17 protein-coding genes are annotated in these 13,861 nt (G+C 50.4%); 11 read left to right on the forward strand and 6 right to left on the reverse strand.

Features of this window, described 5'->3' with window-relative positions; genetic code table 11:
* Positions 1-64: 64 nt before the first annotated feature.
* The 11 genes from J9789_RS03140 (at position 65) to J9789_RS03190 (ending at position 10,145) form a co-directional block, all read left to right on the forward strand.
* On the forward strand, positions 65-547 hold the full coding sequence (locus tag J9789_RS03140; RefSeq protein ID WP_040411903.1) for a hypothetical protein: 483 nt from the start codon (positions 65-67) through the stop codon (positions 545-547).
* Positions 548-560: 13 nt separating this feature from the next.
* Positions 561-785 carry a hypothetical protein gene (locus J9789_RS03145; protein WP_130868875.1) on the forward strand — a complete coding sequence of 75 codons (225 nt, stop codon included), beginning with the start codon at positions 561-563 and terminating at the stop codon, positions 783-785.
* On the forward strand, positions 782-1,102 hold the full coding sequence (locus J9789_RS03150; RefSeq protein ID WP_007713133.1) for a hypothetical protein: 321 nt from the start codon (positions 782-784) through the stop codon (positions 1,100-1,102). The genes J9789_RS03145 and J9789_RS03150 overlap by 4 nt, the downstream gene beginning before the upstream one ends.
* Positions 1,102-3,123 carry an NAD-dependent DNA ligase LigA gene (gene ligA / locus J9789_RS03155; protein WP_209342182.1) on the forward strand — a complete coding sequence of 674 codons (2,022 nt, stop codon included), beginning with the start codon at positions 1,102-1,104 and terminating at the stop codon, positions 3,121-3,123. Before J9789_RS03150 ends, ligA begins: the two co-directional genes overlap by 1 nt.
* 76 nt (positions 3,124-3,199) lie before the next feature.
* Complete coding sequence (locus J9789_RS03160) at positions 3,200-3,424, forward strand: hypothetical protein (protein WP_040411900.1); 225 nt, start codon at positions 3,200-3,202, stop codon at positions 3,422-3,424.
* A gap of 20 nt (positions 3,425-3,444) precedes the next feature.
* On the forward strand, positions 3,445-5,565 hold the full coding sequence (locus J9789_RS03165; protein ID WP_209342184.1) for a hypothetical protein: 2,121 nt from the start codon (positions 3,445-3,447) through the stop codon (positions 5,563-5,565).
* Positions 5,562-8,027, forward strand: a complete 2,466-nt coding sequence (locus J9789_RS03170) for a hypothetical protein (RefSeq protein WP_209342186.1) — start codon at positions 5,562-5,564, stop codon at positions 8,025-8,027. Before J9789_RS03165 ends, J9789_RS03170 begins: the two co-directional genes overlap by 4 nt.
* Before the next feature lie 4 nt (positions 8,028-8,031).
* On the forward strand, positions 8,032-8,664 hold the full coding sequence (locus tag J9789_RS03175; RefSeq protein WP_209342188.1) for a hypothetical protein: 633 nt from the start codon (positions 8,032-8,034) through the stop codon (positions 8,662-8,664).
* A 23-nt stretch (positions 8,665-8,687) separates the two neighbouring features.
* Entirely contained in the window at positions 8,688-9,227 is a 540-nt protein-coding gene (locus tag J9789_RS03180; RefSeq protein WP_209342190.1) for a hypothetical protein, read from the forward strand.
* Positions 9,227-9,469: a hypothetical protein gene (locus J9789_RS03185; protein ID WP_209342192.1), complete on the forward strand. Its 243-nt coding sequence runs from the start codon at positions 9,227-9,229 to the stop codon at positions 9,467-9,469. The genes J9789_RS03180 and J9789_RS03185 overlap by 1 nt, the downstream gene beginning before the upstream one ends.
* A gap of 343 nt (positions 9,470-9,812) precedes the next feature.
* Entirely contained in the window at positions 9,813-10,145 is a 333-nt protein-coding gene (locus J9789_RS03190; RefSeq protein WP_209342193.1) for a hypothetical protein, read from the forward strand.
* Between the two features lie 58 nt (positions 10,146-10,203).
* Here the strand turns inward: J9789_RS03190 and J9789_RS03195 are convergent, their stop codons facing one another.
* The 6 genes from J9789_RS03195 to J9789_RS03220 all read right to left on the reverse strand — a co-directional run bounded on the left by J9789_RS03195 (position 10,204) and on the right by J9789_RS03220 (position 13,750).
* A complete protein-coding gene (locus J9789_RS03195; RefSeq protein WP_209342194.1) occupies positions 10,204-10,608 on the reverse strand; it encodes a winged helix-turn-helix domain-containing protein in 405 nt (134 codons plus the stop codon).
* A gap of 153 nt (positions 10,609-10,761) precedes the next feature.
* Positions 10,762-11,418 (reverse strand): biosynthetic peptidoglycan transglycosylase, encoded by a 657-nt coding sequence (locus J9789_RS03200; protein WP_209342196.1) that lies wholly within the window; start codon positions 11,416-11,418, stop codon positions 10,762-10,764.
* 106 nt (positions 11,419-11,524) lie between these two features.
* Positions 11,525-11,878 carry a YxeA family protein gene (locus J9789_RS03205; RefSeq protein WP_209342198.1) on the reverse strand — a complete coding sequence of 118 codons (354 nt, stop codon included), beginning with the start codon at positions 11,876-11,878 and terminating at the stop codon, positions 11,525-11,527.
* Between the two features lie 12 nt (positions 11,879-11,890).
* Positions 11,891-12,508: a hypothetical protein gene (locus J9789_RS03210; protein ID WP_209342200.1), complete on the reverse strand. Its 618-nt coding sequence runs from the start codon at positions 12,506-12,508 to the stop codon at positions 11,891-11,893.
* A gap of 13 nt (positions 12,509-12,521) precedes the next feature.
* Positions 12,522-13,328 carry an ABC transporter permease gene (locus J9789_RS03215; RefSeq protein WP_209342202.1) on the reverse strand — a complete coding sequence of 269 codons (807 nt, stop codon included), beginning with the start codon at positions 13,326-13,328 and terminating at the stop codon, positions 12,522-12,524.
* A 14-nt stretch (positions 13,329-13,342) separates the two neighbouring features.
* On the reverse strand, positions 13,343-13,750 hold the full coding sequence (locus tag J9789_RS03220; protein ID WP_348633622.1) for an ABC transporter permease: 408 nt from the start codon (positions 13,748-13,750) through the stop codon (positions 13,343-13,345).
* Positions 13,751-13,861: the final 111 nt, after the last annotated feature.

A 13,861-nucleotide genomic window follows, 5' to 3' on the forward strand; every position in this document is an offset into this window, starting at 1 on the left:
ACAGGTTCAATGGCCGGGCGTCCCTTGGGGCGTCCGGCCATTCATTTAAGAAAGGGGTTTTACATTGAGCAAATTGAAATTTGAGTACAACATCCGCGGTTATCGCTATGCTCCCGAGAGCTTCCACATCTATAAGGGGCTGCCGGGACAAAAGAAAAAAGAGATTCCCTTGTCCGATGAACAGCGCCAGCAGATGGGATACCTCTGTTTGACGGAGGGGGTTAAAAGCGCCGTGGACTATGTGAAACACATCGAGCGGGAGCGGGAGCGTAAATGCCGTCAGTATATGACCTATGGCTTCATGCTCAAAGAGAACCCGCACGAATATGTGTATTGCCCTTCGCTTCGTTGCAGAGAAAGCGACACATTGAAAACTCGCCTATGTATTTTGCAGGCGGTTCGTGAAGAACTGGCCCGGGATAAAGGCCGAGTGGAGCAAAGCGTTGAATGCGATTTGGATGGGCACTACCGTCCTGTCAATATCAGAAAGCATTATGCGACTGCAGACCTTCGCCGTCCTGTCATGGTTTGGCTGCATGTTGTGTGAACAAGGAGAAATTATGAAACAGCTTGGAAATTTGTCAATCGTCTGTGCCCAACGCACGGATGTGTTGATGCAGATCTATGGTGGACAGGTGAGTGTCCATGTGGGGGAAGGGCCGGAGCGGACTTCTCTTTTTGCCGCATGGGATGATGACGAAGTGATCCAACGCATTATCCATGAATTGAATTTTGGCCGCTACGCTATCAAGGAAAAACGGAACAGTAAGGAGAATGTCGCATGATCGAAAATTTGAATCAGCTGAAACGCGCGCTGCGGCCCGGAATCCGTCTGCAAATCGTTGATCATCGCCGAACGGAGTGCATCAATCAACTGCGTGAGGTCACATGGATTACCTCAAATGGATTTTGCACGAAGGTGTTGAATCAGCCGGCTGACAAGATCGATGCCGGCAATAATGGCCGCGGCGCCATGCTCTGGTGGGGGCCGGCCAGCACCTGGACATTTGAAAATGGTGTGTGCAGTTCGTTCACCTACGGCGGAAACAGAAAAGAAACGCTGATCATTGCGTTTCGTGTACTGAATGAGGAGGTAGCGTGATGAATCAGGAATTGATAAGGAAACAGCAGGATCTGACTGCCCGGCTCAACCGTTATCGCCATGAGTATTACAATCTCAATGCGCCCAGCATCAGTGATGCTGTCTATGATCGGCTGTTTGAGGAACTTCAAGACCTGGAGCGGCAGACGGGCATCCAGATGGCGAACTCTCCTACCAGTACGGTGGGGTATCCGGCAATCAGCAAGCTGGAGAAAACCAACCATCCAATCCCGCTGCTGTCGCTGGATAAGGAAAAAAACATTGTGGAGGTGTGCCGTTTCATGGGCGAGCATCAGGTGATGTTCATGCTCAAACTGGACGGGCTCACCATCAAGTTAACCTATGAGGGCGGCGAATTGCTGGAAGCTGCTACCCGAGGCGATGGGGAAGTGGGCGAAATCGTGACCCACAATACCCGCGCCATTGGCGGCATACCTGCGCATATCCGATATGAAGATCGTCTGGTGATCACTGGAGAGGCATTCATTCGACCCAGCGATTTTGAACAGCTGAAGGCCTCGCTGGTGGACAATAACGGAGAGACCTACAAAAACGGACGCAATCTGGCGGCTGGCTCGGTACGCCTGCTGGATGCCAAGACCTGTATGGAGCGGCGTCTGATGTTCATGCCGTTCACTGTGCTGGAGGGATTTGAAAACCTGCCGCGCAAGTCGGAGCGGCTGAAAGAGCTCTCTGCGCTGGGATTTACCCCCTGCAAGTATCTGGTGACCAAGCGAACGCTGACGCAGGCAGAGGCGGAGGATGGAATCAAGCAGCTGCAGCAGTATGCCAGAGACAAAGATATTCCTATCGACGGCATCGTTGTCACCTACAATGATGTGGCCTTCGCCAAGAGCTGTGGGCGTACAGGCCACCACTATAAGGACGGACTGGCGTTCAAATTTGAGGATGATCTGTTTGAAACAAAGCTTCAGATGATTGAATGGACGCCCGGACGCACCGGCGAGATTGCCCCGGTCGCAGTCTTTGCACCGGTGGAAATCGATGGCTGCGAGGTATCCAGAGCGAGCCTGCACAATCTTTCCTTTATTGAAGATCTGGAGCTGATGCCGGGAAACCGCATTTTGGTATCGAAAAGGAATCTCATCATTCCTCATGTGGAAGACAATCTGGACCGCGGCGGCTTTGTGCTGGAAAGCGCATACCCCCACCAGTGCCCTTGCTGCGGGGAACCCACCCGTATCCACGAAACCAGAGGGCGCGATGAGAACGGCGAGGAACGCACGATCAAGACGCTGTTCTGCGACAATGCTGGCTGCGAGACGAGAAAGCTCAAGCAGTTTGTCCATTTTGTCGGCAAAAAGGCGATGAATATTGAGGGACTGTCCGAAGCAACGCTGGAAAAATTGATTGGCCGGGGCTGGATTCACAGCTATCTGGACATCTACCGGTTGGATCAGCATAAAGACGAGCTGGTGCGTATGGACGGATTTGGAGAAAGATCCTGGCAGCGCCTTTGGAGTGCTATTCAGCAGAGCCGGAATACGACCTTTGAGCGGTATGTAATTGCTATGGACATCCCCATGATCGGCAACACCGCCAGCGGCGTCCTTTGCCAGGTATTCCACGGTAATCTGGACGAGTTCCGGGATGCCGTTTATGCCGGGTACGACTTCCGTCAGCTCCCGGACTTTGGAGATACGCTGCACAATAATATTCATGAGTGGTTCAGCAAAGAAGAAAATTTCTGTATTTGGGAGGAATTGCAGATGATGATGAAGATCCAGAAGCCGGTGCAGCCGGTTGCGGAAAACAACACGCAGGACAATCCCTTTGCCGGGAAAACCATTGTGGTGACCGGAAAGGTGGAACCCTACACCCGCGATGAGATGAACAGCCTGATCGCCTCGCTGGGGGCGATTGCTGGCAGCTCGGTGACCCGTAAGACCCACTATCTGGTCTGCGGCGAGAAGGCCGGCAGCAAACTGTCCAAGGCGCGGGAGCTGGGTATCCCTGTGCTGGAACCGCAGGAATTTTTCCGTATGGCGGGTGTGGCCTGAACACCAGGCCAGTCAATAATAACAGGGAGAGCGCCAAAAATCGGCGCTCTCCCCCTGTTTTTATGGAGGAATTGATATGGATAGAACCTATATCACGCCAATCGTGAACCAGACCTATACCAATCGTAACGGCAGTGAATATCGCTGCACCAGTGTTGCCGAAGCAATCCGGCCGTGTGAAACGACGGCGCTCTTCACGCGAGTGCGCGATGGCTGGAGCCTGCAGGCGCATGGAATTCTCCAGTACGACGATGGAACCATCGAATGGAACTACTCCACTGGGGGCCACTGGCCCAGGTAATCACGAAAGGAGGGACAACTGTGAATCAAGAAATCATGCCGGCATACGCGGCCTATCAGAAAGCCATTGATCTGACATTGTATCATGCTTTTGCCGAACTGGTGGTACAGACTTCTCAGGACGACAAGGCAAGGATGCACTATCGCCAGATTGAAGCTGCCCAGATTTGGCAGCAAGATGTGGATGTCTCTATCTATTTTGAGCAGTATAGCCTGCGCTATCCTGGAGAGGTGCTGGAGCGGTTTGAGGAAAAGTTGGGCACAGATATCCGTATTGTCCGTGCATTGGCACTGGCACTTGCCGTTACACGCACACTCCACGCAGACCAGATGTTTGTGGGCAGTCAGCGTAGTGGCTTTTTCCAGAAAATCCGGCGAATCGCTGATGGGGATGTGTACCTGAGCGGTGCTCTGTATCATCTGGAGGAAGATACTGTGCGCCAGCGTGCCCTGTTGGATGCCCTGGCAAAGACGGAATACACCAAGACAGAAGAAGCCTTGTTTGTCCTTTCTCTGTTTGATGACCGGGAGGAAGGATATCAGGTGATGCACGCACAGCTGCTCCGGTTGTTTGGTCCGGAGCGGACGATGCCGCTGGCTTTTAACTGTGGTGTGCTGGAGTGGTTTATCCGCACATACGCTGAGCAGGTGAAGGCCTGCCGGTCAAGGGCAGATCTTGTATTGCGAACACTGGTAAAGCTTCCTTGTATGAATATGAAACAGGACAGCCGGGAGTTTGCAGTTTTGACCGCAGCTGGGTACGGAGCAGATGAAATCATTCTGACAAACTCACTCGCAATGTGGATGGATAGAATTTCTTATCGGCTATCCTCTAACAGCATTCCTGCCGAGAAACTTGCGGCGGCGTGCTGCAAGATGTTGCTCAACTGCCCGGAAGCATTGCCGGATTCGCTCTATGGATATGTTGGCTGGCTATTTACCCGCTACAAGGATTTCTCCATCAAATATGAGGGCAATCGGGATTTGTGGGCGGCTGTAAATTCAAGCCTTTCACCGTCTTCCCCCAAAACTATCCTTTGGATGAACCGAAACATCAAGCAGTCATTTAATTATCGGTTCGATGTGTTTGATCCGCAGTATGACTGCCTGGCAGTCGAGTTAAAGCGGGACACCTATTTGGAATTGTTCACGATGCAAATGCTTCGCTCGCTTGGATCGGCAACTACTGGACAGTGGCTTGCCCGGTATAAGCAACTGACCGGTGCCGACTACATGGAGTATTTCACTTGCTTTCGGCAGCACACCGAGGAGGCGTTTACCCTTCTGGTGGAAACGAAGAAAATCGACCTGTGGGCTTTTTTTGAGAAACACCGAGCGGAGGGTGAATACGCATACCCTTTGAAGCTTCTTCGGGACTATGCCCTGCGTATTTCCAGCTGGAAATGCTATCGGTTTGTCGAAAAGTTGCTGAACCAATACAGATTTACACAGTTGCAGGAGATTTTCGGAGATCGGTTCTATTTTCACCGCTTTTTCTGCGAGAATACTGGTGGTTACGGAAACGAGAATTTTCGCACCATAATTGCCCGGCCTTTCCTTGGCCCAGAGGAGCACCGAAAGCTCTACGAATGGGTGGACTCTTCGTTTTTTCAAATGGAGCCGGAACACTATACGGCATTTGTCTGGAGCGCACTGAAGGACCCGACGATTCAGCGGCTCTACGACAGGCCCACCCTGGCCTCTGTACTGCGGCAGCTGATTGCCCAGGGCAACAGCGGAGGCTATGATGGCAACTGCCTGAAAAAGCGGTTCTATTCCAAAAAAGAACTTGAAGCCGACCGAAAAGCCGCTGCAGAGAAAAAAGAGCAGGAGCAGATGCTGCAAAAGCAGCAGGAATTTTTGAAAAGAAAGGAAAAGCTGGCACAGATCTATAACGGAAGTGCGATGTCTTTGGTTCAATTTGCAGACAAGTATTATTACAAAGAAGATAAACAGCAAGCCATGAATATGGTCTATGAAAAACTGTTGGAATGGCCTGCCGGCTGTGTGCAGGAACTGACGCCGATAGACACACAGAATTTCTTTGTGCTGTGCGGAATGCTGGCAAAGTACGAGACCAGGCCAAAACAAGAACTATTGGATATGGTGAAAAACATGATCGAAGGAGGTGCAGCAGCATGACCAATACGATGAAACATTTGTCTCTGCTGGGCCGCATGGAAACTGACGGCCTGATGCTGAGCCTAACGGGCTTGTTTTCTGAGAACGAGTTGGACGGGGCGTGCGAAAAGGTCGAACGGCTGGAACTGCAGGCGCGGCTGAAGAAAAACAGGAGCTCCCAAATTCAGCGGAAACTGGTTGAATGCGGTGAGTTCGCAGATTTGTACCATGCTTTGTGTACCTGTGAGATCGAGGATGACAGGATCGAACCGATGCTCAAATCGGCAGATGACTGCCATGAGAGCCTGACACAGTATCCGACGGAACAGGTACTGGAGGCAGCGTCTTTGAATGTTCCAACGGCGCTGACTTTTGAGTATTTGAAATACTATTTGCCCTATGTCAAGTACGAAGAAGAGGAAAAAGCTATTCTGGATAATCTCTGGCTTTTTCCTGTTGCAGATTGGAAAGGACTTTCTTCACTGACCGCACATCAGCGGGACATGATGCGCTTTCCATTTCTTGGCGCCTGCCTGTTCAACTGGCATAGCAACGAAAAAGAGACGCTGGTACTTCTGGAGCAGAATACACCGCTGCAGAAGATCCTCGGCCTGCTGTACCAGCAGGGCGTGACCGTGTTTCTTGATTCTGGCCGGCTGAAAGCACTTCAATGGCTGCGGGAAACCGATATCGGGAAGTTCCGCCAGCTGCTGGAGGTCTTTGAACATGATGTAGATGATTTGAACATCTTTTTCCAACGCTGGTTTGAAAACCGTGCGGGACAGTATGATCTGAACTGGTTCATCAGACAGGAAGCACCGCTGAACAAAGAACAGCGTGAGGAGATCTTGTGCAATCAGGTCAGTTACCTGAATGCACTGTATGCCGGTTGCCTCCATCTGGATTTCGGTGCGATCCGCTCGTATCAGTTCCCGATCCTTGTCTATGCGGTGGAACACCGGAAAAAGCACTTTTTACAGTTGGTGGATCAGAACAGTGAGATTTTCCTTTCTCTGAGCCGCTATGCGCTCCTGTTTGAAGACTGCTTTTGTGAGCACTGCAATATCAATTCCCTGTCAGAAAAGAATTTGCAGGATTGCGATGCTGCAAAGCGCCCAGACAGCTATTTTGACTGCCTGGAGGAAGGACAGCAATATACCTTTGAAGAGATGCGGCTGCTGTGGCAGCAGGACCAAATCTATGTCCGCTTGTATGCAAAGCTGACCCCACTCCCGGTAGACCAGCGTATGCTCACGCTTCGCCAGCTCCTCAAGCGGGATCTGGTCAGCCGATACACGGAGGATGAGCAACTGACTCAGCTGGCTCAATGCCTGCTGGAGCAACCGTTCAGCGAATGGTATCGGAAGCGATTCGGACATATTCGCGGGCTGACGAGGCGGACGGCTATGCAAATGCTGTTTCATTACACCCAGCTTTGCCCCTTTGTCCTGGATCTCCAGACGGAAACGGATGCGGTCTTTGCGGCCAGAAACCTGCCATTGCTTGCCGGGTGTGAAAATTGGCTGCAGGTTCGAACCTCTGTCTTGACCACGGATATGGATTGGGCCCAGTTGAAAGAAAGCCTCTCCATTTCAGACGAGTTTGTGAAACAGAACCAAAATCGTATCACAGACTTCCTGCTTCGAGGAGGCAGTAGCCTGGTGACTCCGCTATATAACTACCTGCAGGGAAATGATGCGGCTATTGAGGCACTCAGAAGGATCGTACAGGCTGAACTCATGGGCCAGTTCTATGTGCTGAAATATTTCGCAGACGATCTGCGCCGGGAAATAAACCACCCAATCAGTGAGCAGCAGGAGACCGCATGGCAAAAGAACCTTGCGTTGGATCGAGGCAAGTTTATTGCCGAGGAAGCGGATGATTTCTACCACACCATTCAGATAGGCGAGCTGCCCTATAGCACCTGCTTGTCTTATCGAACGGGGAGCCAGCGCGAGTGCCTGCTGGCGGCTTTTGATTCCAACAAGAAAATCATCCTGATCAGAAAAGGTGATGAGATCGTGGCCCGCGCCTGCATTCGCCTGACGAAAGGGGCGTTTCAAAAGCCGACAGAACTGATGCTTTCTTTTGCTGATCTGGCCGGAGGAAACACAACCGAGAGCGGTCATATTGTCAGTGAGAAGCTGGTGCTGTTTCTGGAGCGCATTTACACCTCCGGCATCAATGACGATGAGCAGCAGGTGGTCATGGAGATGGCCGTCGCTCTGGCAACGCAGAAGGCTGCGGAGCTGGGGGCAGTCTCTGTTCTGGCAAGGAGGTATGTCAACTGTTATGCACGGGATCAGTATGTCAGCAGCCCGTTTTATGTGTATATCTCTAAATCTAAGAACGGGCAGCAGTATCTCGATTCCCTGGGCGGCGCAGCAACGACCTCCCGCAAAGAAAAATATGTGGAAGGTGCATTTTTGGTAGAACGGGCGGCCCTGCATACCGCAGGGGCGCTTCCTGAAAAGGAGGAATGAACATATGAATGACCGGACTATGATAAAAGTGCGGTGCGACAAGGAACTGCTTTATATTCGCACCATTTCATGGGAGAAAAAGTCCCCGCATCGGTTTGCCATCCTGCGCAGCGAACTGCAAAAGTTGGAGCAGGAGCCGAATAAAAGGGTACTGACGAGTGATTGCGGTTCCTTTGCCAGTCTGCGGCTGACAAAGGGACCAGATGGTACGCAGATTCTGGAGATCCGGTTCACATGGCTTCAGGAAGATGGCAATGACAGGGTGCATGGCTGGAAAGAGGATGTGCGGCTTCCCTATGAGCCATTCCGCGCTTTTGCAGGGGCCGGAGAGGATATGGATGGTGCCGAGTGGCGCCAGCTCTCCATCCCGGAACTGGTAACACGCCGATATGAATTCCGCTGCCGGAAAAATCTCCAGGAGGTTACCGGGTGCCGGCTTCTGCGTCACAAATTGGGAAAGATCCTGGAACAGCATTTCCAGTGGCGCGGTACGGAAAAGATCGTCCTCTATGATGACAGCCAGCCGTACAGCTTCTTTTTTGAGGAGTATACGCCTTATGGCAGAGGAATCTGCGGCGCTGTCATCCTGCATGGTGCGGACAATCTCCAGAAGGCTCAGTACAGCGTGCATACCTGACCAGAATCAAAGAGGTGCATACAATGACGGTTATTAAGATGAACGGCAGTGTTTGGGGACAAGCACCTTTGGAGACGCTGGAACAGCTTTATCCGCTGTTTGATCAGTATACTCTGGACCCCATTTATGAGTGGTACGGAAACTTTGTAAACCGAACGCCGGTGTGGCAGAGAGCGAAAGAGCAACAAGCGTATCAGGGCTGCACCGTAATCTCGGGGCAATTCCTGCATTATGGGCACTTTTTCTATATCGTCACAGATGATGAGAAATTGATCCAACGCTTTGAATGTTTGGTGGCGGATAACAAAAGGACGCAGACGTATCAGAATGAGCGGATGCGCTGCTTTCCGTGCCGCATTTGTAATCAATGGTCGGCTACTGGCTGTTTGTGTAAGCTGACTGGTCGTTTTAGAAATCCTGAATGGGAATGCTTTGCGCGATATTTGCCTTCAGAGCGCAGACCGGAGAAGAACGGCGACAATACCCCTATTAAATTCTTGATCCCGGGAAAGGCTGGACAGGAGGCAGTCCTTATAGAGCGAGGAATATGGGAGGTGAAGTAATGGATTGGAGCAAAGTACAAAGAAAGCTCGCTGGCCGGTTCCGACTCCTGGAACGCAGGAATGACAAGGGAAATTGTGTGATTCATTGCTTTGGCTCGCTGGGCCAAACGGGCGTGAGCAACGACGATGTTCGCTATATGTGTGGCTTCTATGGGATTCCCTATAAGGAAAATTGGGTAAGAGAAGAAACCTGTGATATTGGCGATAGCTTTTATGTCCTAATTAAAGTAGACGGAAATTGAAGCGGTGCTTCGTCTGACCCTTTATAGAATTTGGGTTAGATTTCGTGCAGATTCAAAATAGGGCCGGGTAGAGGAATATTCCTCACCCGGCCTTTTCTGTGTTATAGAAGTGTTTGGAACTTATAAATCATTTGTACTTTTCACCTGTGCCCAGTACGGGAATTAAGGACTCTAATTCTTTCTGCGGATCAACAACAATGATTTCCTTCAATCATACGGCAATATCAATTTCGACGCCCAACTCTTGTGTTTCGATACTTTATATGCTACTCTTAAACATAGATGAATATGTCTAACTGATTACTTGGCAATTCAATAATAAATCAGGAAGGAGATCATACAAATGGCAGAACTTGAGAACAAGCGCATACGCCGCACCCCACAGGAGAGAGCGGCCGAGTTAGAAAGCAAAATCGAAAAGGCAAAAGAGTCGATTGCAGATCTGGAAGAGAAAAAGCAAGCTGCCATATCTGATTATGATGCCAAGATTGCCGCTGTTCAGGATCGCATAAAGGCGCTGGAAACAAAAAAGCAGGAGATTCTGGCCCCTAAGCCGCCTCGCAAGCCTCGTAAGACGAAAAAGCAGAAGATTCAGGAGATTGTCAAACTGGCAATGAAAAATGGAATGTCTGTGGAAGAAATCGCCGGCCAACTCAATGTAGAGGTCTCGGACTAAACCTTTGCAATATATCAGCAGCGCCGCCCACGGTAGAGCCGGGGCGGCGCTGTTCTTGTTATTTTGGCGTAAAGCGGTAGCCATGACCCCGTACCGTTTCAATAGTGTCGGTGCCCAGCTTGCGCCGGAGCTTGTAGACCATGCTGGAGATCCCCGTCCAGCTGGTGTCAAATGAGTCTGCGGCAACAGCCTCATAAATTTGGTGTGCAGAGAAGACCTGCCCTGGGCGCCGAGCCAGTAGGTGAAGAATATCAAATTCCATTGGAGTCAATTCTATCAGTCTGCCAGCCTGCCATACCTGGCGCCGCCGCACATCAATCTGCAGGTCACCGACCAGCAGGGTAGAGGTGGTATCTTCAAGCACCTCAATCTGCTCCACACAAAAACTCTGAAGAAGTTCCTGGAGCAAAACTTCCTGTGATATGGTAAGATCTTCAATGTGAATGATGATTTTCTTTCTCATAATGGTGTCCCCCTCCCTTGTGAGCCACCAAAAAATGGCGGCCTTGATTTCTCAAAGCCGCCATGTAATAGTTTGGGCGTGTCAAATGACTGCTGTACGACGGCTTTTTTTCTTTTGCCGTCGCCCGGCAGATAGATCGCATATAGCTATCGGTTATGATTGATCTTGCAAAATGTTTTGTGCCTCATTCTCGCTTATGTAACCGTATTGAACCATTCTCTGTACGACATACTCTTGACGCTGTTCCGCCAACTTCGGGTTGGCAGTCAGTGAATAAACCGAGGGCGCATTGGGAATCCCTGCCAAAAGAGTACATTCATAATTCGTCATATCAATGGGGGCTTTCCCAAAATACCCTTGGCTTGCATCGTAAATACAGTAGTAGCCGTCTCCAAAATAGATAGAATTGACATACAGCTCTAAAATCTCGTCTTTTGTATAGGAGTTTTCCAAACGGAAGGCCATAAACATCTCGGCAATCTTGCGGATAAAACTTTTTTCCTGCGTGAAATACAGATTTTTGGCAAGTTGCTGTGTTATGGTACTGCCACCCTCACGCAGACTCAAAGAGGTCAGATTGTTCCAGGCGGCTCGGCCTATGGCAATCAGGTCAATCCCAAAATGCTGTTCAAAACGGTGATCTTCCACTGCCACAACTGCGTCCAAATAAATCTCCGGGATTTCAGCCAGGGTAGTATAATCGGGATCAGCTTGAATCTCTGCAACCTTCTCAACAAGAGGCTGTTCAGCAAGTGCATCATGATACATTTTATAACCCAATCCGCCCAGAACACCGCCAGCAATGAGCATAGCGAGTATCGCCAGAGCGAAAAAACGAATTATGATTTTTCTGACTCTTTTTATGTTCTACACCTGCCTTTCCGTGGAAAATAATGTTTATGCCATAGGCCCCAGCTTACGAATTGCCGCCGTATTGTTCCTGCACAGCGGTGGGCATTTCCTCAAATTGAACTTCCGCCCAGGTCACGACACCACGGAATGGGGCTACCTTCAGACATAGGTAGGCATCGTCAGTGAGAATCCGGCTCGTTTCAAAGCTCAGTTCTTTTTCGGCCCCGGTTTCGTCGTAGGCGTTTAATGTGTAACGATAATTCATCGCCCCGTGCGGTGCGATCTCAGTTACGCAGTCGTTGTCAATTTGTGTGTAGTAATCGGCGCTTTTCTGCGTGGCAAGAAAAGCAACTGCGATAAACGCTACTGCCAGAACAACTATAACAGCAACAATGATCGTTTTTTTCTTTGCGCTCATAATGTGTACTCCTTACTCAATTTCGATGGATACGGTTCCGTCTGTCTGGTCGCCCCACACACCGATATAAGTGCTTGTGCCATCTACTTCTACTGTGCCATCGTACTCACCGCTCTCCGAGAGAAGAATGACTGGATCATCTGCCCCTGAGCGAAGAAAAACTGCTGCTTCGCCGCTTTCGAGAGAAAGAGAACAGGTGATGTGGATCATACTTCCTGCTTCTCGCTCCAGCGTAGTACCGCCAAACAAAATTTCTGTGCCCGCAAACTCGGAATACGTTGCTTCATAGGACCCCGTGTAATCATCTGCCCCGGTTTCTTTGTGACCCTGTAATTTACTTTGGGGCGTAAGGGCCGCATTTCCCGCATCGCCAACAAGTTCGCCAAAGGCTTTCACGATACTGTCCTTTGCCTGGCCGTCGTCAGCCTCTGATAGACCGTCAAGAGCCTGGTCGGCTCCTTCCGATAAGCCATTCAACACAATATCTGTACCGTCCGCCAAACCGTTCAACACGGCATCCGCACCATCGGTCAAAGACTGCATGGCCGTTGAACATCCAGACAAACTGCCAACACAAAGAATTGCGCAGAGAACGATGCAGATTTTACCTGTATAGTTTAATTTTCGCATGAACTCGCTCCTTTCATTCGGCGCGACGCCTGCCGCGTCCTTTTTTGACTTTTTCCTTTTTGTTATTGCCTGCTTTTTTGCTGGGGCGGGAAAGCAGTAAAACCGCCATCGTCAGAACCAGCACCGCCGCAATGCCTACCACTGCCAGCAAAACACTGGGAGCCTGCGTAGCGCCGTTATACGCTTGCATATCAAAACCGGCAAGGATCAACGCCGCCGAAAACGGGTAGGTGGAAAGCAAGAAGCCGCTCTTGAAGAACAAAATGCAATACCCCAGAAAGAATGTCAGAATCGAACCGCCTAGGTAGGCACCCCGCATCTGGCCGAAAATTAGAATCATCGGCATACAGACCAGGCTGGTATTGAAAGCGGCCGCGACCACCTGCACGCCCTGCTGAAGCAGAACAGCGGCAGAAAGACCATCCAGGCCGGCAATCAAGCCTGTCAGAACCGTTATAACTACACTGTAAACTCCGAACAGCAGTGACAGGAAAATCGTGACGATTAGTTTTCCGCCCAGCAGCTTGGGATATGATACCGGCACGGTCAACAGATTTTTCATGGTGTCATTTGTGTTCTCACGGTCGATCAGCCAACCGCCGATCATCACAAGCGAGATCGGCAAAAAAATCTGCGTGTTTCCCCAAATGACATTGGCAAACAGTTTGACAAAATCAAAGTTCTGGTCCCGCATTTCCGGGTTGATAATCAGCTGGGTGCCATATTGCACGACAGGACACAGTGCCAGAGCCACAATACCAACCAGCAGGATCTGGCAGCGTCGCAGCTTGCGCCATTCCCCTTTTAGAATACTCCACATGACTTTACACCTCCTTAACAGCTCTGGCGCTTATAGACCAGCGCAATCAATGTCAGGAATACCACCGATTCCAGAATAACGACCAGGAACGCCTGGGGCGTTGTCACAAAGTAAGGACTGATCCGCTCCATCAATTCCGTCATCTGTGCGCCGGATGTGTCCAGATACTGAAAGAACCAGCGGAAGGTCAGTGGTCCGGGTAACAGCGTACCTGGGTTGAACCCAAAGGGCTGCATGATGAAATAGTCGTTGGTGCCAAAAATATAATTGACCGCCGTGTAGAAGAACGTGATGATTACGGAGATAATGTAACTGCGGTTCAAAAGCACTACCAGGAGGACGCAGGGCAGCGCCCCGGCCCACATCATGATCCCTTGTCCAATGCCTACAAAAAACAGTTTCCAAAAGCCGACCGGCTCCAGTGAAGTGACCCCAAAAAGTTAGACAATATTTGAGAGTAAAAATTGTTCAAGCAACCGAAAGGGCTTGTTGTCTGTGAAGAGCAGGCGGCAAGCCCTTTAGCTTTGCCTTGA

It is taken from the genome of Flavonifractor sp. AGMB03687 (genome assembly GCF_017811815.1).
In the GTDB taxonomy this organism is placed as follows: Bacteria; Bacillota; Clostridia; order Oscillospirales; family Oscillospiraceae; genus Flavonifractor.

What these genes read in the sequence shown, in the direction of transcription:
- J9789_RS03185 (WP_209342192.1), top strand. Translation starts at nt 9,227, where the DNA reads ATGGATTGGAGCAAAGTACAAAGAAAGCTCGCTGGCCGGTTCCGACTC.
- J9789_RS03190 (WP_209342193.1), top strand. Translation starts at nt 9,813, where the DNA reads ATGGCAGAACTTGAGAACAAGCGCATACGCCGCACCCCACAGGAGAGA.
- ligA (WP_209342182.1), top strand. Translation starts at nt 1,102, where the DNA reads ATGAATCAGGAATTGATAAGGAAACAGCAGGATCTGACTGCCCGGCTC.
- J9789_RS03205 (WP_209342198.1), bottom strand. Translation starts at nt 11,878, where the DNA reads ATGAGCGCAAAGAAAAAAACGATCATTGTTGCTGTTATAGTTGTTCTG.
- J9789_RS03160 (WP_040411900.1), top strand. Translation starts at nt 3,200, where the DNA reads ATGGATAGAACCTATATCACGCCAATCGTGAACCAGACCTATACCAAT.
- J9789_RS03215 (WP_209342202.1), bottom strand. Translation starts at nt 13,328, where the DNA reads ATGTGGAGTATTCTAAAAGGGGAATGGCGCAAGCTGCGACGCTGCCAG.
- J9789_RS03145 (WP_130868875.1), top strand. Translation starts at nt 561, where the DNA reads ATGAAACAGCTTGGAAATTTGTCAATCGTCTGTGCCCAACGCACGGAT.
- J9789_RS03175 (WP_209342188.1), top strand. Translation starts at nt 8,032, where the DNA reads ATGAATGACCGGACTATGATAAAAGTGCGGTGCGACAAGGAACTGCTT.
- J9789_RS03200 (WP_209342196.1), bottom strand. Translation starts at nt 11,418, where the DNA reads ATGCTCATTGCTGGCGGTGTTCTGGGCGGATTGGGTTATAAAATGTAT.
- J9789_RS03150 (WP_007713133.1), top strand. Translation starts at nt 782, where the DNA reads ATGATCGAAAATTTGAATCAGCTGAAACGCGCGCTGCGGCCCGGAATC.
- J9789_RS03210 (WP_209342200.1), bottom strand. Translation starts at nt 12,508, where the DNA reads ATGCGAAAATTAAACTATACAGGTAAAATCTGCATCGTTCTCTGCGCA.
- J9789_RS03170 (WP_209342186.1), top strand. Translation starts at nt 5,562, where the DNA reads ATGACCAATACGATGAAACATTTGTCTCTGCTGGGCCGCATGGAAACT.
- J9789_RS03195 (WP_209342194.1), bottom strand. Translation starts at nt 10,608, where the DNA reads ATGAGAAAGAAAATCATCATTCACATTGAAGATCTTACCATATCACAG.
- J9789_RS03180 (WP_209342190.1), top strand. Translation starts at nt 8,688, where the DNA reads ATGACGGTTATTAAGATGAACGGCAGTGTTTGGGGACAAGCACCTTTG.